Genomic DNA, 15,145 nt, shown 5'->3' on the forward strand with positions numbered 1-15,145 from the left:
TTATGATACGATTTTTAAGGACTGTTTTTTTACTAAAAAAGTAGTCCTTTTCAGTATCAAAACTTTTTTCTTTATGTATGAATCTTTAACAACCATTTATGATACAATAAAATCAAAAAAAGGATGAGTTTTATGAATGGATATATATATGGCTATGCTAGAGTGAGTACACGATCACAAGAGTTAAACCGACAACTAGATTTACTCAATGAACAAAATTGCAATGAGATCCTTACTGAAAAAATGACTGGAACAAAATCCGATCGGCCTCAGCTGAACCGACTAAAAGATAAGATACGCCCTGGAGACACAGTTATAGTGGAAAGTTTCTCGCGTCTAGGTCGTAGTACTAAAGATTTAATTGATCTCGTTACTTACTTTGAAGAGCATAAAGTGAAGCTTGTAAGTCTGAAAGAAAACTTCGATACTAGTACACCCCAAGGACGCTTAATGATGACCGTTTTCCAAGCATTCAGTCAGTTTGAGCGTGATTTGATTGTAGAGCGTACGAAAGAAGGTTTAAAAAGCGCGCGGGCTAGAGGTAGAAAAGGTGGTCGCCCACGCGTTAATCAACGAGATATTGAAAGAGCAGTGAAACTATATGACAGTCAGGAATATAGTGTAAAAGAAATTACGGAAATGACTGGTATTAGTAAGGCTACACTCTATCGATATTTAAAATAGTAAAAAAAAAAAAGCATTTTAAGGCAGTTTCGAATCTCCGAGTGGATGACTCTCCACGAAACAGTCTTAAAATGCGTTTTAGTTTATTCGATTCTACAGATATTATATAACTCAATTGTATTCTTTACGTATATCTACATCTTTATACCAATCTAAATGAGGAGCCAGTTCTAACTCTGGCATATCAGGGTATCCTGACCCTCTAAATGCTTCTACCACTAATCGGTGAATATACCTCTTTTATATTAGGTCTAATAGCAAAACCATCCCCTAACATTTTCTGAGAAAACACATCATCTTTCACCTCTGTAATTGGAACAAATACCCCTGTATTTATGCTATGTAGGGTTAATTGGTTCGTCTTCTTTTTAAATTTTTTAAATAAATTCACACTTTATCTTCCCTTCAAAGAAACAATTACTCCATTTCTAGTAATTCTCTCATTTCTGTCTTATAGACTGCTGCTTTATTACCATAAATAATTTGAATACCAGATGGAACATTAACAACACCATTTGCCCCTAGTTTTTCCGTGAAATGAGTACTTGATTCAACTTTACTTGGCTCTTTTAAAGTTATTCTCAAACGTGTAAAACAAGCATCTACTTTTTCAATATTATCTTTACCACCGACAGCAACAATGATCGCTTCTAAAAGCTCTTTAGAATCTGTAGTATTTTCAACAGTACCAGAAATAACAACATCCTCTACTTCTCTACCTGGAGTTTTTAAATTCCATTTAATAATAGCAAATTTAAAAATAAAATAATATAAACAAAAAGGTTCTGTTGCAAAGTTTTAAATAAAGAATAAAATCCCTTACGGTATCTATGATTTAAGCTGGGATTCCCAATAATACCTTGATTTCAGTACAGACCGAAAACCCGAAGAGAGTGCCTTCTTTTGAAGTGCACCCCTAAAGTTGAACCTTAAAATTCAACTTTAGGGGTGTTTATTTTGAATAAAAAGCATGATCTTGATTTTAAATTAAAACTAATCAAAGAATATAAAGAAGGAAATATTGGTTATGATTCATTAAGTAACAAATATGATATCGATCCTTCACAACTAAAAACATGGACTTACCAATTTGATACCTTCGGTATTGACGGTCTTATATCCAGTATGACCAGAAAGAAATATTCAACAGATGAAAAATTAAGAATCATTCAGTATAGAATTACTAATCAACTTTCATATAAAGAAACTGCTAGAATCTTTGATATTACTAATCCTACTTTAATAGCTCAGTGGCAGATGAAATACAATCAATATGGTATCCTAGGTTTAGAATCAAAACCGAAGGGTCGTGCGTCTAAAACTATGAAAAATAAAAAGGTTGATAACACTAGTTTAAACGAAAGTGAACGACAAGAATTAATACGCTTACGTGAGGAAAACAGGAGATTAGAAATCGCAATTGCTCTCGAAAAAAAGTTACAATCCTTAGCTCGAAAAAATCAAACAAAGAAATAGTAGCTGCTATTATTGAGTTAAGGAATGAATCTAACTATAAGTTAAAAGAAATATTATCAGTAGCTATGATAGCGAAAAGTGTATACCATTATTGGAAATTACGACTTAGTGTCACTAAACATAAAGACAATTATTTAATTACTTTGATTAAAGAAATCATTAACAAACATAAAAATAGGATAGGTTATCGTACAGTAACCGACGAACTAAGAGAGTTAGGTTTTGTAGTTAACCATAAAAAAGTTCTTAGAATAATGAGAGAAAATAATTTACTTTGTACAAAGTTTAAGCATAGAAATAGAACATATAAGTCGTACAAAGGGAAAGTTGGCAAAACAGCTAAGAATAAATTGAATCGCAGATTCGTAACTAATCGCCCATATCAAAAATTACTTACTGATGTAACACAATTCAACATTAAAAATGGAACTAAGCTATATCTGTCAACAATTTTTGATGTATGTTCGAAAGAGATTATTTCTTATTCAATTAGTAAGCGTCCAACATTGGAATTCGTTGTGGAATCATTGTTAAAAGCAATTAATGTAATTCCAGACCTTCCCTATAGAACTACAATCCATTCCGATCAAGGGTGGCAATATCAGCATAAATCTTGGGTACAATCTTTGAAAAAGAATAGAATTATTCAAAGCATGTCTAGAAAAGGTAATTGTCTTGATAATTCTCCGATGGAGAATTTCTTTGGTATTTTAAAACAAGAAATGTTTTATGGAGAAACATTTGATTCTTATGATGAACTAGAAGAGGAGATTATTGACTATATGGAGTATTATAATTTAGTCAGAAAGAAGAGAAAATTAAAAAGCAAGACTCCTGTAGAATACAGAAATCTTGCTTTAATGAAAGTAGCTTAATAAAAAGTTCAACTTTTTGGGTTCACTACAATCAAGAAAGGTTTTTTCTGATGCATCAGCTCAAAAAATAATGAACAATGTCGTTGAAACGCTCATGTTCCTCAGCGAGCGGGGCATGTCCTGACTGATTAAATTCAACAAGGAAGCTGCGTTTCACACTCTGTTCTATCTCTTCACTTTCATTCGGCGGGTTCAGTCCATCATGTTCGCCGACAATGAGCAGCACTTCTTTGTCGATGTATTTCATGTCGTCTCTAAAATCAAAGTTCGATACGCTGCGTGACGCAATAGCCTCTTCATTCGCAGTCATCGTTGAATAATCTGTGACTTTCTCCAGCCACTCTTTAACAATCGCTGTATTGTGATAAATATAAGGATTGAGCTTTTCGAGCACTTCTTTTTTTGTCAGTCCTTTAATTTCGTGACGATGTTTCGTCATCAATCGTGCAAAGGAGCTTACTTCACCGTGTGCTTTGCCGCCAACCAGTATTAATTTATTTAAGTATTCCGGATAATTGATAGCAAACCCTAACGCAATATATGCACCTAGCGAGAAGCCTAATACATTCGTGCGCTTAATGCCGAGATGCTTGATGAGCGTGAAGCAGTCATTGATATGATCTTCCATAGAATAATTTAAGGGTCTGTCTGATTTGCCATGACCTCGGAGATCATAAGTAATCACCATGTAATACTTGCTTAATTCCTGGACGTTATGATAGAACATTTCCATATTGCCGTTAATTCCGTGAATTAGTATTAGAGGTTCTCCTTGACCTGTTACTTCATATGCAATTACAGACCCATCAGAATTAAAAGTTTTCATCGTCTGAGTCCTCCTTTTAACTAACAGTACCCCTTTATGTATTGTTTAATGATAAATGACTTGTTTTATTCAATTTACCATTCAGACTATACATCTAGCGACGGTGACAGAAACCTTTTGACATCCTGTATGAAGCGTTCTTTCTCTTCAATCATCGGAGCATGTCCGCTGTTATCAAACAGCATGTAACTTGAGTTCGGAATCTTCTCACTCAGCGTTCTACCGTGATCCGGCTGAATCAAGTGATCATGTTCGCCGCTGACAATCATCGTCGGTGCCGTAATGAGATGTGACTGACTCAACAGATCAACGCCGTCAGTAGAATGTTTGACTGCTTTCGTTTCAAGCTCTGTCATAGACGTCTCAGAATCCTTCAAGCCGCGCATCCAGCGGTTGACTTTTTTAGGGTCATGATACATGTATTGATTCAGCAGTTTAGTGCGTTCCTTCTCCTTCATTGTCCGCAGTATGTTGACAAATCCCATGCGGAAACGTTCTTCTGAGTCTTTGAACGGCTCATTGCCGACGCTGACCAGAATGAGCCGCTGCACACGTTCAGGATAACGAATGGCGATGGCCTGAGCGACCATCCCACCGAGACCGTAACCTAGGAAGTGTGCCTTCGTAATATACAGTTCAGCCATGACATTCATCACATCTTCTATATAGTCATCCATATTGATTCGAAGCGGCTTGTCAGACAGACCATGCCCTCTTAAGTCCACCTTAATCAGCTGGTAATCCTGTATCAGTTCACGTTCAAATGTATCGAACATCGTTGTATTCATATATTGTCCGTGCAGTAGTATCAGTGGATAGCCGTTACCAGTAATCTCGTAGTGAATCGCTGTATCTCTGCCGCTAATTATAATATTCATAAGTGTCTCCTAATCTCTCATCTTGCCAAGCTCATATATTTCTGATGATTCATCCAAGTCATAGCGCTCAGTATATTCCACCACTTTGATGATGCAGTGAGGTCCGATAGTGACGCGGTCACCACGCACGAGGTCAGCGATGACATTCTCTATATGAATGTCACTGCCTGTAATTTCTGCTGCGCTAAGCTTCGCATCGTCATCTTTGAGCAGCAGTCCTTGTCGTTTCGCCTTGATCGATACATTCGCTGCATTGATATAATTGATGGAACTATGATCCGCTACTTTGATATGAAGTTCTTCTGCCGTCAGCTCTTCAATCGCGAGCTTGCCTTCAGAGCGGAATGTCGTTACGTTGACGACTCCTGCTTGAATGCTTCCTCTGGACTGCAGTGCTTCAGCTCTTAAGCTCCGGGCCAATTCAAGTGTGCCGTCGTTATCGATGATTCCTGCGCCGACGTGATCTCCTGCTTTGACGAGCGCCTCTTGATGATTCGTCAGTTCTTCCGTCTCGATTGTATCCATGACATCAAGAATTCCTTTGTTGTTAATATAAGAGGCGTTCAACCGGCCCTCAATAAAGACATCGCCGGTCTTACCGATTGTCAGTTCATTCGCTTCGACGCTTGATGATAGATCGGTCCGTGCCTCGGCATTGATCTGTTCAAAAATGCCACCTTGTGTGACGACTGCTTCAGTGATATTCAATCGAGTTTCCATGAGACATCCTCCTCTTCAAGTAGATCCAGCAGTTCAATAAGATGCGTAATCCGGTAATCCATTACTGCCTGCGGTGGTGCTTCAAAATAGCCGTTGTCTTTGAAGACTGACACCATGCCAAGATCATGGCTCGCTCTGACGTCGTGATCAGGATGGTCGCCAATAAACATACAATGTTCCGGCCTTTCACTCAACTGGTCCATCATCGCCTGAAATATTTGCGGTTCAGGCTTCCGGTAACCGACCTGCTCTGAAATGACAAACCCTGTCACTATCGTCTCAAGGCCAAGCACGTCAATCAACATCGTTTGATGCTCTGTCTCACCGTTAGTGATGATGCCAAGTTTGTAGCCGCGTGCCTGCAGCCTGCGCAGTGTATCGAGCGTATCGTCATAACCGTAGGCAAACTGCGGGAATCTGGCATTGAAATCATCCAGCAAGTCTTCCGGCACAACATAGCTGATATCCAGCTCTTTGAACAATCGTTGATACACTTCCAAAGTCGGCGCATACCCGTGGTCATCGTACTCAATGAAATAATTGATGAAATCAGCCTGCTGCACGTTCAACATATAGTTATGATAATACTCATACTGATCTTCAAGAAATAATCGGAGTGACTTATCGCGGTCCATAAGCGTCCCGTCCAAATCAAATATAATGGCACTAATCATGATGAACCTCCAGTTTTTTATTATCTTACCCCATTTGCTAAAATAGTAACAACACTATCAGGAGGTAAGCCAATGATCCATAGACATGACTATCGCGTATTCAGCGTCAACACAGTCACTAAACATATCAACGGCATAGACGGTACGTTCTATCAGATCGACGCACCGGACTGGGTGGCCATCATCGCAGAAGCAGACGGCCTGCTGCTGGTCGAATCTCAGTACCGGATCGGCACAGAGGAAATGACACTCGAATTCCCGGGCGGTGTCATTGAAGAAGGAGAAGACCCCGTTCGTGCGGCCGTCCGTGAACTGCAGGAGGAGACCGGCTATACAGGAAAGCCTGCTATCATCGGCACGATGCGGCCGAATCCCGCACTCATGACGAATCGCTGTACGACAGTCGCCGTCACTACTATCACTCAAACTACGCAGCCGTCACTAGACGTATTCGAAGACATTCAGGTGAGCTTCATGACACCTGCAGCGATTGACCAGGCGATTACAGACGGTTCATTCTCAAACGCCCTGCATATTGCAGCGTTCTACCAGTGGCAGCAGAAGCGCTAGAAGAATTTCTTCTTGTTGTGCGTGTCGAGCAGGTCGCCCATCCAGCCCTTGCCTTTCAAATAGAAATAGACACCGAACGTCGCACCGATAATCAACAGCAGCGCCAATAAATAACCGATTTTCCAGTCGAGTTCAGGCATATATTTGAAGTTCATACCCCAGATGGCGCCGAGCAGTGTCCCTGGAGTGAACAGTGCTGTAAACAATGTCAATGTCTTCGTAATTTCGTTGCCGCGATGAGAAGAAACAACACTTTCAAAATCTAATAGCGCATCGATTTCCTGTTCATAGGCATCGATCAGAAACCTAGCTCGCTTGAGACGATGGTCCAGCTGCTTAAAATACTTGTTATGATCCAGTTCAGCATCAAACGCTTCTTGAATGACCATCTGAACTTCTGTGACTGTCACTACCTGTGTCTTACAGATGAGCAGCTGATGGTCGGCTTTTGCTACTGCGTCAAGAATGTCTGTATTGTTGCGCTCTTTGACTTGCCAGAGAATGGAATGGAGCACACGTTCAAAATGGTCAATCTGCTTCATGTAAGTATCGGTTGTATTTTTCAGAATGACTAAAAAATTTTCAATCGGCGTCCGCCTGCTAGTATCTCTAAGAAGCGCTGTATCGTCTGTGTCCAAGTGTTCTGCGATATTCAGATGAATGAGCACCAGTTCATCTTTTGACAAATAAAACTTAAATGCTTTGTTGTCATCCTTCTCTTCCAGGTTTTGATAGTAAATGTAGGACCCCCATACTTCATTGTAATCTTCCTTCGCTTCAATTCTGACGATATTACCGTCAAACTGAAGCAGGTCAGCCAGTCGTTCTGTCCACGACTGATTGTGCGATTTCATGTCATCCGGCTCAATAAACAGCTTGTCCCAGCTTCCTTCACAGTACCGATAAATCGTTTCCATCGTTTCGTCCTCACTTTAAGGTTATTTTGATAAGCTGATCATCAGTGCTGTCAGGATTGCCTCTACCATCTGTATTATTTGTAATATAGTACAGCACATCCCCGTCAATGAGCACATCTCTAATACGCCCTTGATCTGTTACAAGTGGCGTCAGCTCTCCTGATTCAATGTCATACTGCTGAATAGATTCTCCTCTCAGCGCTGCAATATAGAGCACATCTCCTTTAATGTCAATGCCGGACGGTGCAAGCGTACTGTCACCCGTTTCGTAAATCGGCGTTTCCATACCGTCCTGCTGCTCGTCTCCCTCAATGACCGGCCAGCCATAGTTATGTCCTTTTTGTATTTCATTGATTTCGTCATGATTTGAATTACCGTGTTCTACAGCATAGATTTTGTCATCTTTAAAGACGATGCCCTGCGGATTGCGGTGGCCGTAACTGTAAATATAGTTGTCAAATGGATTATCATCCGGCACGGAACCGTCTAAGTTCATTTTGAGAATCTTACCGGCAAGCGCTTCTTTGTCCTGTGCAAGATCGGCGTTACCGCCGTCACCGACTGTAATGTACAGCTGATTGTCCGGGGACAGCTCCAGCCGTCCGCCGTTATGCGTCACGCCTCCTGTAATATCGTCCAGCAGTGCAGCATCTTCAGACCACGCATTGCCGTCACGAGTAACAGTCACCACTCGGTTCTTCAGTCCATTATCTTCATACGTATAGTAGAGGAAGGCTTTGTCCGCATCATCCGGGTGCAGCACGAACCCAAGCAGACCACTTTCGCCTGTTGCTACTATCGGCTTGTTAAGCGACAGCTTCAATGCAGTCTTTTGCTGATTTTTGATGGATTGTATCGTCCCTTCACGTTCAGTCACAATGAGTTCATCACCATTTTTGGCAATCTGCCAAGGAATATTGAGATTTGAAGCAATTCTACCATCCGGTTGTTGAGATGATGGTTTCGGCTCTTCAGTCGGTTCTTCAGCTGGTTTTTCCTCATTCTGACATCCGGCGAGCAGCAGCATTAAAATGATATATTTTTTCATGACACACTCCTACTTTCTGACTGTCCGAATCGTGATGACCAAAAGCAGCGGCAGTCCTAAAAAGGCAAGGATGACACTGACTGGTATCTGGACAGGTGATAGTATGATATTACCTAGGAAATCCGACATGATGACAGCAAGACTGCCAACTACCCCGGTCCATAATAACTTCACGGTGAAACGGTCGTTCATTGTTCTGTACAATTGCGGCACAATAAGTCCGACAAAACCGATAATACCGGTCATGCTGATCAGTACTGCAGTCATGATCGAAGCAACAGTGAGAATCACATACATAAGTGTTGTCGTACTAATCCCAAGACTTCTCGCAATCGTCTCTCCGGTCGCCATAATAGCGATCGCTCGGGCATGATAGAGGAGAAATCCGGTCCCTATCAGTATGACTGGTATAAGTATGATAATGTCCTGCCATTCAGCACTGCCGACACTGCCGAACAAATAGTTAAGGAGCGACCGCGACTCGTCTGGTCTTAAGATGACCAGCCCGTACAACGCACTAGAGAAGAAGAAGTTAATAAACATACCGAACAGCACCATTCCAGTCTTTTGATGCGCATGGAAGAGCTGATAAGTGAGCAAGATAACGACCACTAGTGTCGACAGACTGGACACAATACTGGCTAATGCGGTCATCGTCAAACTCAAGCCCAGCACAATGCCCAACGCACTGCCGAAGCTCGCGCCGCTTGCAATTCCTAGTGAGAAGGAATCGGCAAGTGGATTGTTGAACATCGTCTGAAACACTGCTCCTGTAATAGCGAGGATGAACCCTGCCATCAGTCCTAATAACAGCCTCGGCAGCCGGATATCAGTGAGGATCGACCATTCAAGCGGTGTCTCCGGGAAACCCATCTGCACAAACAACTGCAGAGCTGAAACGAAGAAGAGGAGCACAACGACTATGCTATTGATCAGCGAGTATCGTCGCAAGTGCCTCAAGCCCTTTCGCTATCCGCGGTCCCGGCCGCGTGAATAAATCATCATTCAGCGCATCAATCCGAGACTGCTTGACTGCCGTCGTTTCATTGAAGCCGCCGCGACGCTCAATCGTCTGCCGATACGCTGCGGCACTTTGACCGGTCGTTGAAATGAGTACATCAGGATTACGGCGCACGATGGCTTCCTTTGATACCGGCTGCCAGCCGTCAATGTCATGAAAGACATTCACTGCTCCAAGACGCGTAATCATATCGTCAAACAATGTTCCGCTGCCGCTCGTATAAATTTCTGGTGCCGACGACACTTCCATGAAGACACGCTGACCTCCTGCGGATGGATAACGGCGTATGACGTCATCAATGTCTTCAGTGACGCGCTGTGATAATCGCCTGCCTTCATCCACCCGGTCAACAGCCTCTGCGACCTGCATGAATGTCTCATCAAGTTGTGACAGGCGAACTGCCTCTTTGACATAGATGATGGTGACGCCCCGCGCTTTTAAGTCGGCTAATATTTTGTGCTGGGCATTGCGGGCGGATTCATGGGTAACAATATGCGTTGGCCTCGCTTTCAGCAGAGCTTCTTTATTGAGATTAAACCCATCAAATTTAAGCTTCGTCTTCACGTCAGCGGGATAATCATCTTCTGTCGATACACCGATGACAGCATCACCGAGTCCGAGTTCGTATAGAATCTCTGTGTTACTCGGCATCAAGCTGATAATACGCAGCTTGTTCGGCGAATCTACCGGCTGACAGGCAGCAAGCAGTAATACAATCATGAGTAATAGTTTCTTCATAGGCACCTCCTTGTTTTTATTATAGCGGAGAACGCATAATTTGCATCCGTTCACCACTAAAAAAACACCATCACTCTGAGGAATGATGGTGTTTAACACGATTACATGCGTTCCGGTGCAGTTACACCGACTAATGTCAGCGCATTATGCAGCGTTATTCTGACTGCTTCAATCAATGCTACATGAGCTGTTGATTTTTCAATGTCGTCTGTCAGTACTTTTTCTGCGTTGTAGAACTTGTGGAAGTGGCTCGCGAGATCTTGAATGTAATTCGTCATTCGGTGCGGTGCACGGTTTTCTGCTGCGCTGTCAATCACACCTTCAAAATCGGCTACGCGCTTCAATAGTTCAAACGCTTTGTCATTCGTAATGAGTGATAAGTCAGCTTCACGATCTATTGTAATGCCCTGCTCTGCCGCTGTACGGATAATTGAACAGATACGCGCGTGGGCATACTGAGCGTAGTAGACAGGGTTGTCACTTGACTGGCTCTTCGCCAGTTCCATATCAAAGTCAAAGTGTGTATCCGCACTGCGCATCGTCAAGAAGTAACGCGCCGCATCAACCCCTACTTCGTCCATAATGTCTCGAAGTGTGATGGCATTGCCGGTACGCTTGCTCATCTTCACTTCCTGACCGTCCTGCAGCAGACGCACCATCTGCATGACCTGCACTTCAAGGCGGTCAGATGGAACGCCGAGTGTATCGAGTGAAGCTTTGAGACGTGGAATATAGCCGTGATGATCCGCACCGAACAAGTTGATGAGTACATCATTGCCGCGCTGAATCTTGTCATAATGATAAGCGATGTCAGGCAGGAAGTACGTATATGTCCCGTCTTTTTTGATCAGCACACGGTCTTTGTCGTCGCCGAAATCCGTCGTACGTAACCACGTTGCATCTTCCGCTTCAAAGATATAGCCGTTCGCTGTCATCGTTTCAAGTGCACGGTCGATAGCCCCTGTTTCATATAATGACGTTTCGCTGAACCAGTTATCAAACTGGACATTGAAGTCCGCTAAATCCTGCTTCAGTTTCTTCATTTCGTAGTCGAGTCCAAGTTGACGGAACACTTTGATGCGCTCTTCTCTGTCAGCTGAAGCGTAGCCTGGTTCTTTGTCAGCAAGTTCTTTGCCAATGTTGATGATGTCTTTGCCGTGATAGCCGTCTTCAGGCAGCTCTGCGGGCTTGCCGAGTGCCTGTAAGTAGCGCGCTTCGATCGAATAGGCCAGATTTTCAATCTGCTTACCAGCATCATTGATGTAATATTCGCGCGTGACATGGTAGCCTGCTGCTGCCAAAATGTTCGCCAGTGTATCACCGACAGCCGCATTACGGGCATGGCCGATATGCAGATCGCCTGTCGGATTGGCTGATACATATTCCAGCAGTACGTTGTCACTGCGGACACCCGGATGATGACCGAATGCTTCTTGTTTCGTCAGAGCTTCGCCGATGATATCTGTCAAATAGCTGTTATCCATATAGAAGTTGATGAAACCAGGACCTGCGATGTCGAGTTTCTTGACATGAGCTTTTGATGTATCCAGATGTTCAACAATCAATGCTGCAATGTCACGCGGGCTGCGTTTAGCAAGCTTCGTCAGAACCATCGCGATGTTCGTTGAATAGTCTCCGTTCGCCGTATCTTTCGGTACTTCGATTTTGATGTCAGGAACTTCAGTGACCAGCTCTGCTTTGAGGATGGCAGCGTTGATTTCTTCTATTAAAGTGTCCTTTAATTGATTGACGATATTCATGTCGTAGTCTCCTTATAGTCTAATTGATAGTTAAATTGTCCAAGATCTTCACCCTTCTCACTCAAACGATAGTGAATGGTCAGGCGGCCACCGGTGGACAGTGCTTTGTAATCCAGCTTTGTTGTCGTCACATCCATGACCGAACGTCCTGCAGGCGTCGTATAGACATTCTGCGTCGTTTCGCCGTAGACAAATAGAAAATCCATCTTAATGGCACCGCGGCGCGAGATCCGGATACCGTCAGGGTCCATTTTGACGCGTACGTCAATCGGCTCACCGTCCAGCACTTCAGTATACAATACGTACGGTACACGCCGTTCGACGAGCTGACCTGCTACTTCGTTGTGGTAGGTCATCAGCTCATTATTCTGCTTTAATTTCTGTTTTGTTGTGACCCAGACTTTCATAATTATCACCTATTTTGTATTATAACAAAAATTAAAGAAAGCAGGTACAGAGACCTGCTTTCTTTAGTGTCCTAGCTATTTTTATAGCTATCGTCATTTTAATACGCCAAAAAATAAATTACAAGTTAGTCAATATTTGTTCACAATGATGACACAATCAGCTGCTGTTTCAGTTCATCAGAAGATAAATCCCACATCTGCGGGTTATGATGCTTCAGAAAATCAGCGAGTACTTGCTTGTTGTCATCACCGATATGATCAACGATGATGTGGTGCTTCATAGATTTGTCCATCATATTGACATGTTCATGCATGCGTTTGAACGCGCGCTTCTTCTCTTTGTTGACAAGCATATAGCATGCTGTCACGCCGGCATAATAAGGGCCGTCCTTACCGCGTTCTGTCGTCACCCAGACGAGCCAGTATGGTTTTGCAGCATCGCCTTTCACTTCTTCCTCATCATCAATCCATTTGACGCGTTTCTCTACTTCACTGCGCGCGTGCATCGCACCGATATCGATGAATGCGTGTTTGTCCAGCACGTCGATGAACACAGGTGCGACATTATCGAGACTGATGGAACCAATATTGGTCCCTTTGTGACCATCCAGCGGGTCATTTTTGATGATATTGAATTGAAAATTACTCATGTGATCACTCCTAGTTCAATTCGTTGAGCAGATTAATAATTGCTCCTCTAAGTTCGAGATCTTCAATGTTCAAGATCAGTTCTTTCGGATAGTATAACTTGTAATCCATCCGGTTGACACCGGTAATACTGCTGATGATGACCGACTGTGTACTGATTTCTTTGATGCGGCCGGAGCGGGTCAGCAGATGGATGGGTTTACGGTTATTATTTGAGCCGGGTCGATCATAATCATACGGTAGATCGCTGAAAGAATCTGAGACGAAATAATACTCAGGGTCGATGCCCGCCCGTTCAAACAGTTCTGTCAGTTCACCAATCGTAATAATAGAGCCGTCAAACGGCAAGTACTTGAACAAATCACGATTGACGAAGCGCTGTGATAGATCACTCAGTATGGCATCGTCTTCTGACATCCATTCCTGCAGATAATAGAAGACGATCGTTTCATCGAGCCGTAAATAGTCCTGTACTGATACATCTCCTTTGAAGAACGGCAGCAGATAAGTCGGCAGTGATTTGAACTGATAACCTGCCTCGTATAGTACTTTGACGCGTTTGAAGCAGCGGTTCAGCAGTACTTCACCGCCACGGCTGACAGGATGGAAATACACCTGCCAGTACATCTGATAGCGGCTCATCAAATAATCTTCAACCGCGTGCATACCGCTGTCTTTAATCATCACTTCGTCTTCAGTCGGCCGCATCAGGCGGAGAATACGCTCCATATCAAAGCTGCCGTAGCTCACGCCGGTATAATAGGCGTCTCGCTGCAAGTAATCCATACGGTCCGCATCAATCTGCGAGGAAATCATTGAAATGACAAGTTTGTTCGGATGCGTCTTATTGATGACTTCCGCGACTTCTTCCGGGAATCCCAGATGGACGCGCGACAGTACCGCATTGACTTCTGTATCGCCTGTAATGATGGCCTGCGTATAGGCTTCGTGATCGGTGTTGAAGATCTTCTCGAAACAGTGCGAGAACGGGCCATGTCCTAAGTCATGCAGTAGTGCCGCACATAACGCAAGCGGGCGGTCTTCATCGTGCCATGCCGGTCTCCCGTGAAATACTTCGTCTATCATCCGGCGCACGATTTCGTATACACCGAGCGAATGATTGAACCGGGAATGCTCTGCTGAATGGAACGACAAATACAATGTCCCCAGCTGCTTGATTCGGCGGAGACGCTGAAATTCCTTCGTCTTGATTAAATCCCATATCAATTGATCTCTGACATGAATGTAGCGGTGTACAGGATCTTTAAATACTTTTTCTTCAGGCATTTTCTGAAATTGATAGGACATAGCGTTCTCCTTTAGTGAATGTTAACTAAAGTTTACCACAAAAAAAGGAGACCTTAACATAGTCAGGTCTCAAAATAGCGACTATTGTTTATTGCTCGTGACTACGCGATGATTCGAGTGGTTTCTTGAGCAGACCGGTGACCACCGTCTCGCCGAAGATCTCCTCTTCGTATTCACGGACCAGCTCAAAGCCGTGCTTGTTGTAGAAATGACCGGCGCCCTCATTGTCGCTTGCAACTTCGACAAATAATTCAGTATAATCTTCGAACTGTGCAATCCCGGCATTAAGCAATGCTTCACCGACGCTGTTGCGTTGATGACCAGGCATGACATAAATAGCTGCTAAATACAGTTCACGCCCGTTGATGAAGTTCGCAAATCCTATTACCTCATCGTCTGCTTCCGCTACAAGGAACAGTGAATCCCCGAGGCGTTTCTCCAGGCGTTCTTCGCTGTATGCGGCTGTCAGAAACTGTGCAATCGTACCCGCCGCCATAATATTTTGATACGTATCATGCCACGCTATCGTCGCTATTTTCTTAATAGCAGGGATATCGTGTTGTTCTGCTCTTCTTACATTGACCATCATTGTTCT

General features: G+C 43.3%; 18 protein-coding genes and 1 pseudogene. 4 read left to right on the top strand and 15 right to left on the bottom strand.

Annotation, left to right across the window (positions count from 1 at the left end; all coding sequences use genetic code 11):
• Positions 1–132 precede the first annotated feature (132 nt).
• Positions 133–681: pseudogene (locus AC3IPL_RS09725) on the top strand (recombinase family protein); the annotation flags it as partial.
• 205 nt (positions 682–886) lie between these two features.
• Here AC3IPL_RS09725 and AC3IPL_RS09730 read toward each other — a convergent pair.
• Together AC3IPL_RS09730 and AC3IPL_RS09735 are read right to left on the bottom strand one after the other, a co-directional pair.
• Positions 887–1,075: a PTS glucose transporter subunit IIA gene (locus AC3IPL_RS09730; protein ID WP_198337171.1), complete on the bottom strand. Its 189-nt coding sequence runs from the start codon at positions 1,073–1,075 to the stop codon at positions 887–889.
• 26 nt (positions 1,076–1,101) lie between these two features.
• On the bottom strand, positions 1,102–1,446 hold the full coding sequence (locus AC3IPL_RS09735) for a glucose PTS transporter subunit EIIB (protein ID WP_096077005.1): 345 nt from the start codon (positions 1,444–1,446) through the stop codon (positions 1,102–1,104).
• Positions 1,447–1,632: 186 nt separating this feature from the next.
• On the opposite strand from AC3IPL_RS09735, the gene AC3IPL_RS09740 reads away from it, so the two are divergent.
• Together AC3IPL_RS09740 and AC3IPL_RS09745 are read left to right on the top strand one after the other, a co-directional pair.
• Positions 1,633–2,160, top strand: a complete 528-nt coding sequence (locus AC3IPL_RS09740; RefSeq protein ID WP_086039228.1) for a helix-turn-helix domain-containing protein — start codon at positions 1,633–1,635, stop codon at positions 2,158–2,160.
• Between the two features lie 11 nt (positions 2,161–2,171).
• A complete protein-coding gene (locus AC3IPL_RS09745; protein WP_489242292.1) occupies positions 2,172–3,035 on the top strand; it encodes an IS3 family transposase in 864 nt (287 codons plus the stop codon).
• Positions 3,036–3,090: 55 nt separating this feature from the next.
• Here the strand turns inward: AC3IPL_RS09745 and AC3IPL_RS09750 are convergent, their stop codons facing one another.
• The 4 genes from AC3IPL_RS09750 to AC3IPL_RS09765 all read right to left on the bottom strand — a co-directional run bounded on the left by AC3IPL_RS09750 (position 3,091) and on the right by AC3IPL_RS09765 (position 6,133).
• A complete protein-coding gene (locus AC3IPL_RS09750; RefSeq protein WP_489240866.1) occupies positions 3,091–3,861 on the bottom strand; it encodes an alpha/beta fold hydrolase in 771 nt (256 codons plus the stop codon).
• An 86-nt stretch (positions 3,862–3,947) separates the two neighbouring features.
• Complete coding sequence (locus tag AC3IPL_RS09755; RefSeq protein WP_489240867.1) at positions 3,948–4,739, bottom strand: alpha/beta fold hydrolase; 792 nt, start codon at positions 4,737–4,739, stop codon at positions 3,948–3,950.
• Positions 4,740–4,748: 9 nt separating this feature from the next.
• Positions 4,749–5,459 (bottom strand): hypothetical protein, encoded by a 711-nt coding sequence (locus AC3IPL_RS09760; RefSeq protein WP_489240868.1) that lies wholly within the window; start codon positions 5,457–5,459, stop codon positions 4,749–4,751.
• Positions 5,444–6,133, bottom strand: coding sequence for an HAD family hydrolase (locus AC3IPL_RS09765; protein WP_489240869.1), 690 nt, complete (start codon positions 6,131–6,133; stop codon positions 5,444–5,446). Before AC3IPL_RS09765 ends, AC3IPL_RS09760 begins: the two co-directional genes overlap by 16 nt.
• 72 nt (positions 6,134–6,205) lie before the next feature.
• On the opposite strand from AC3IPL_RS09765, the gene AC3IPL_RS09770 reads away from it, so the two are divergent.
• Positions 6,206–6,703, top strand: a complete 498-nt coding sequence (locus AC3IPL_RS09770) for an NUDIX hydrolase (protein WP_489240870.1) — start codon at positions 6,206–6,208, stop codon at positions 6,701–6,703.
• On the opposite strand, the gene AC3IPL_RS09775 is transcribed toward AC3IPL_RS09770, so the two are convergent.
• The 9 genes from AC3IPL_RS09775 to AC3IPL_RS09815 form a co-directional block, all read right to left on the bottom strand.
• Positions 6,700–7,620: a magnesium transporter CorA family protein gene (locus AC3IPL_RS09775; RefSeq protein WP_489240871.1), complete on the bottom strand. Its 921-nt coding sequence runs from the start codon at positions 7,618–7,620 to the stop codon at positions 6,700–6,702. The genes AC3IPL_RS09770 and AC3IPL_RS09775 overlap by 4 nt on opposite strands.
• Positions 7,621–7,630: 10 nt before the next feature.
• A complete protein-coding gene (locus tag AC3IPL_RS09780) occupies positions 7,631–8,668 on the bottom strand; it encodes a PQQ-dependent sugar dehydrogenase (RefSeq protein WP_489240872.1) in 1,038 nt (345 codons plus the stop codon).
• Between the two features lie 9 nt (positions 8,669–8,677).
• Positions 8,678–9,619 carry a FecCD family ABC transporter permease gene (locus tag AC3IPL_RS09785; protein ID WP_489240873.1) on the bottom strand — a complete coding sequence of 314 codons (942 nt, stop codon included), beginning with the start codon at positions 9,617–9,619 and terminating at the stop codon, positions 8,678–8,680.
• Positions 9,594–10,427 carry an ABC transporter substrate-binding protein gene (locus AC3IPL_RS09790; RefSeq protein WP_489240874.1) on the bottom strand — a complete coding sequence of 278 codons (834 nt, stop codon included), beginning with the start codon at positions 10,425–10,427 and terminating at the stop codon, positions 9,594–9,596. The genes AC3IPL_RS09785 and AC3IPL_RS09790 overlap by 26 nt, the downstream gene beginning before the upstream one ends.
• Before the next feature lie 101 nt (positions 10,428–10,528).
• Positions 10,529–12,187, bottom strand: a complete 1,659-nt coding sequence (argS, locus tag AC3IPL_RS09795) for an arginine--tRNA ligase (protein ID WP_489240875.1) — start codon at positions 12,185–12,187, stop codon at positions 10,529–10,531.
• Positions 12,184–12,594, bottom strand: a complete 411-nt coding sequence (locus AC3IPL_RS09800) for a YwiB family protein (protein WP_489240876.1) — start codon at positions 12,592–12,594, stop codon at positions 12,184–12,186. Before AC3IPL_RS09800 ends, argS begins: the two co-directional genes overlap by 4 nt.
• A gap of 140 nt (positions 12,595–12,734) precedes the next feature.
• On the bottom strand, positions 12,735–13,244 hold the full coding sequence (locus AC3IPL_RS09805; RefSeq protein WP_489240877.1) for a YwhD family protein: 510 nt from the start codon (positions 13,242–13,244) through the stop codon (positions 12,735–12,737).
• 10 nt (positions 13,245–13,254) lie between these two features.
• On the bottom strand, positions 13,255–14,550 hold the full coding sequence (locus AC3IPL_RS09810; protein WP_489240878.1) for an HD domain-containing protein: 1,296 nt from the start codon (positions 14,548–14,550) through the stop codon (positions 13,255–13,257).
• Positions 14,551–14,638: 88 nt separating this feature from the next.
• On the bottom strand, positions 14,639–15,139 hold the full coding sequence (locus tag AC3IPL_RS09815; protein ID WP_489240879.1) for a GNAT family N-acetyltransferase: 501 nt from the start codon (positions 15,137–15,139) through the stop codon (positions 14,639–14,641).
• Positions 15,140–15,145: the final 6 nt, after the last annotated feature.

This window comes from Macrococcus sp. GL_134 (assembly GCF_057834705.1).

Excerpts from the sequence above, each read along its gene's own strand:
- AC3IPL_RS09750 (WP_489240866.1), bottom strand. The coding sequence starts at position 3,861 with ATGAAAACTTTTAATTCTGATGGGTCTGTAATTGCATATGAAGTAACA.
- AC3IPL_RS09755 (WP_489240867.1), bottom strand. The coding sequence starts at position 4,739 with ATGAATATTATAATTAGCGGCAGAGATACAGCGATTCACTACGAGATT.
- AC3IPL_RS09760 (WP_489240868.1), bottom strand. The coding sequence starts at position 5,459 with ATGGAAACTCGATTGAATATCACTGAAGCAGTCGTCACACAAGGTGGC.
- AC3IPL_RS09765 (WP_489240869.1), bottom strand. The coding sequence starts at position 6,133 with ATGATTAGTGCCATTATATTTGATTTGGACGGGACGCTTATGGACCGC.
- AC3IPL_RS09770 (WP_489240870.1), top strand. The coding sequence starts at position 6,206 with ATGATCCATAGACATGACTATCGCGTATTCAGCGTCAACACAGTCACT.
- AC3IPL_RS09775 (WP_489240871.1), bottom strand. The coding sequence starts at position 7,620 with ATGGAAACGATTTATCGGTACTGTGAAGGAAGCTGGGACAAGCTGTTT.
- AC3IPL_RS09780 (WP_489240872.1), bottom strand. The coding sequence starts at position 8,668 with ATGAAAAAATATATCATTTTAATGCTGCTGCTCGCCGGATGTCAGAAT.
- AC3IPL_RS09790 (WP_489240874.1), bottom strand. The coding sequence starts at position 10,427 with ATGAAGAAACTATTACTCATGATTGTATTACTGCTTGCTGCCTGTCAG.
- argS (WP_489240875.1), bottom strand. The coding sequence starts at position 12,187 with ATGAATATCGTCAATCAATTAAAGGACACTTTAATAGAAGAAATCAAC.
- AC3IPL_RS09800 (WP_489240876.1), bottom strand. The coding sequence starts at position 12,594 with ATGAAAGTCTGGGTCACAACAAAACAGAAATTAAAGCAGAATAATGAG.
- AC3IPL_RS09805 (WP_489240877.1), bottom strand. The coding sequence starts at position 13,244 with ATGAGTAATTTTCAATTCAATATCATCAAAAATGACCCGCTGGATGGT.
- AC3IPL_RS09810 (WP_489240878.1), bottom strand. The coding sequence starts at position 14,550 with ATGTCCTATCAATTTCAGAAAATGCCTGAAGAAAAAGTATTTAAAGAT.
- AC3IPL_RS09815 (WP_489240879.1), bottom strand. The coding sequence starts at position 15,139 with ATGATGGTCAATGTAAGAAGAGCAGAACAACACGATATCCCTGCTATT.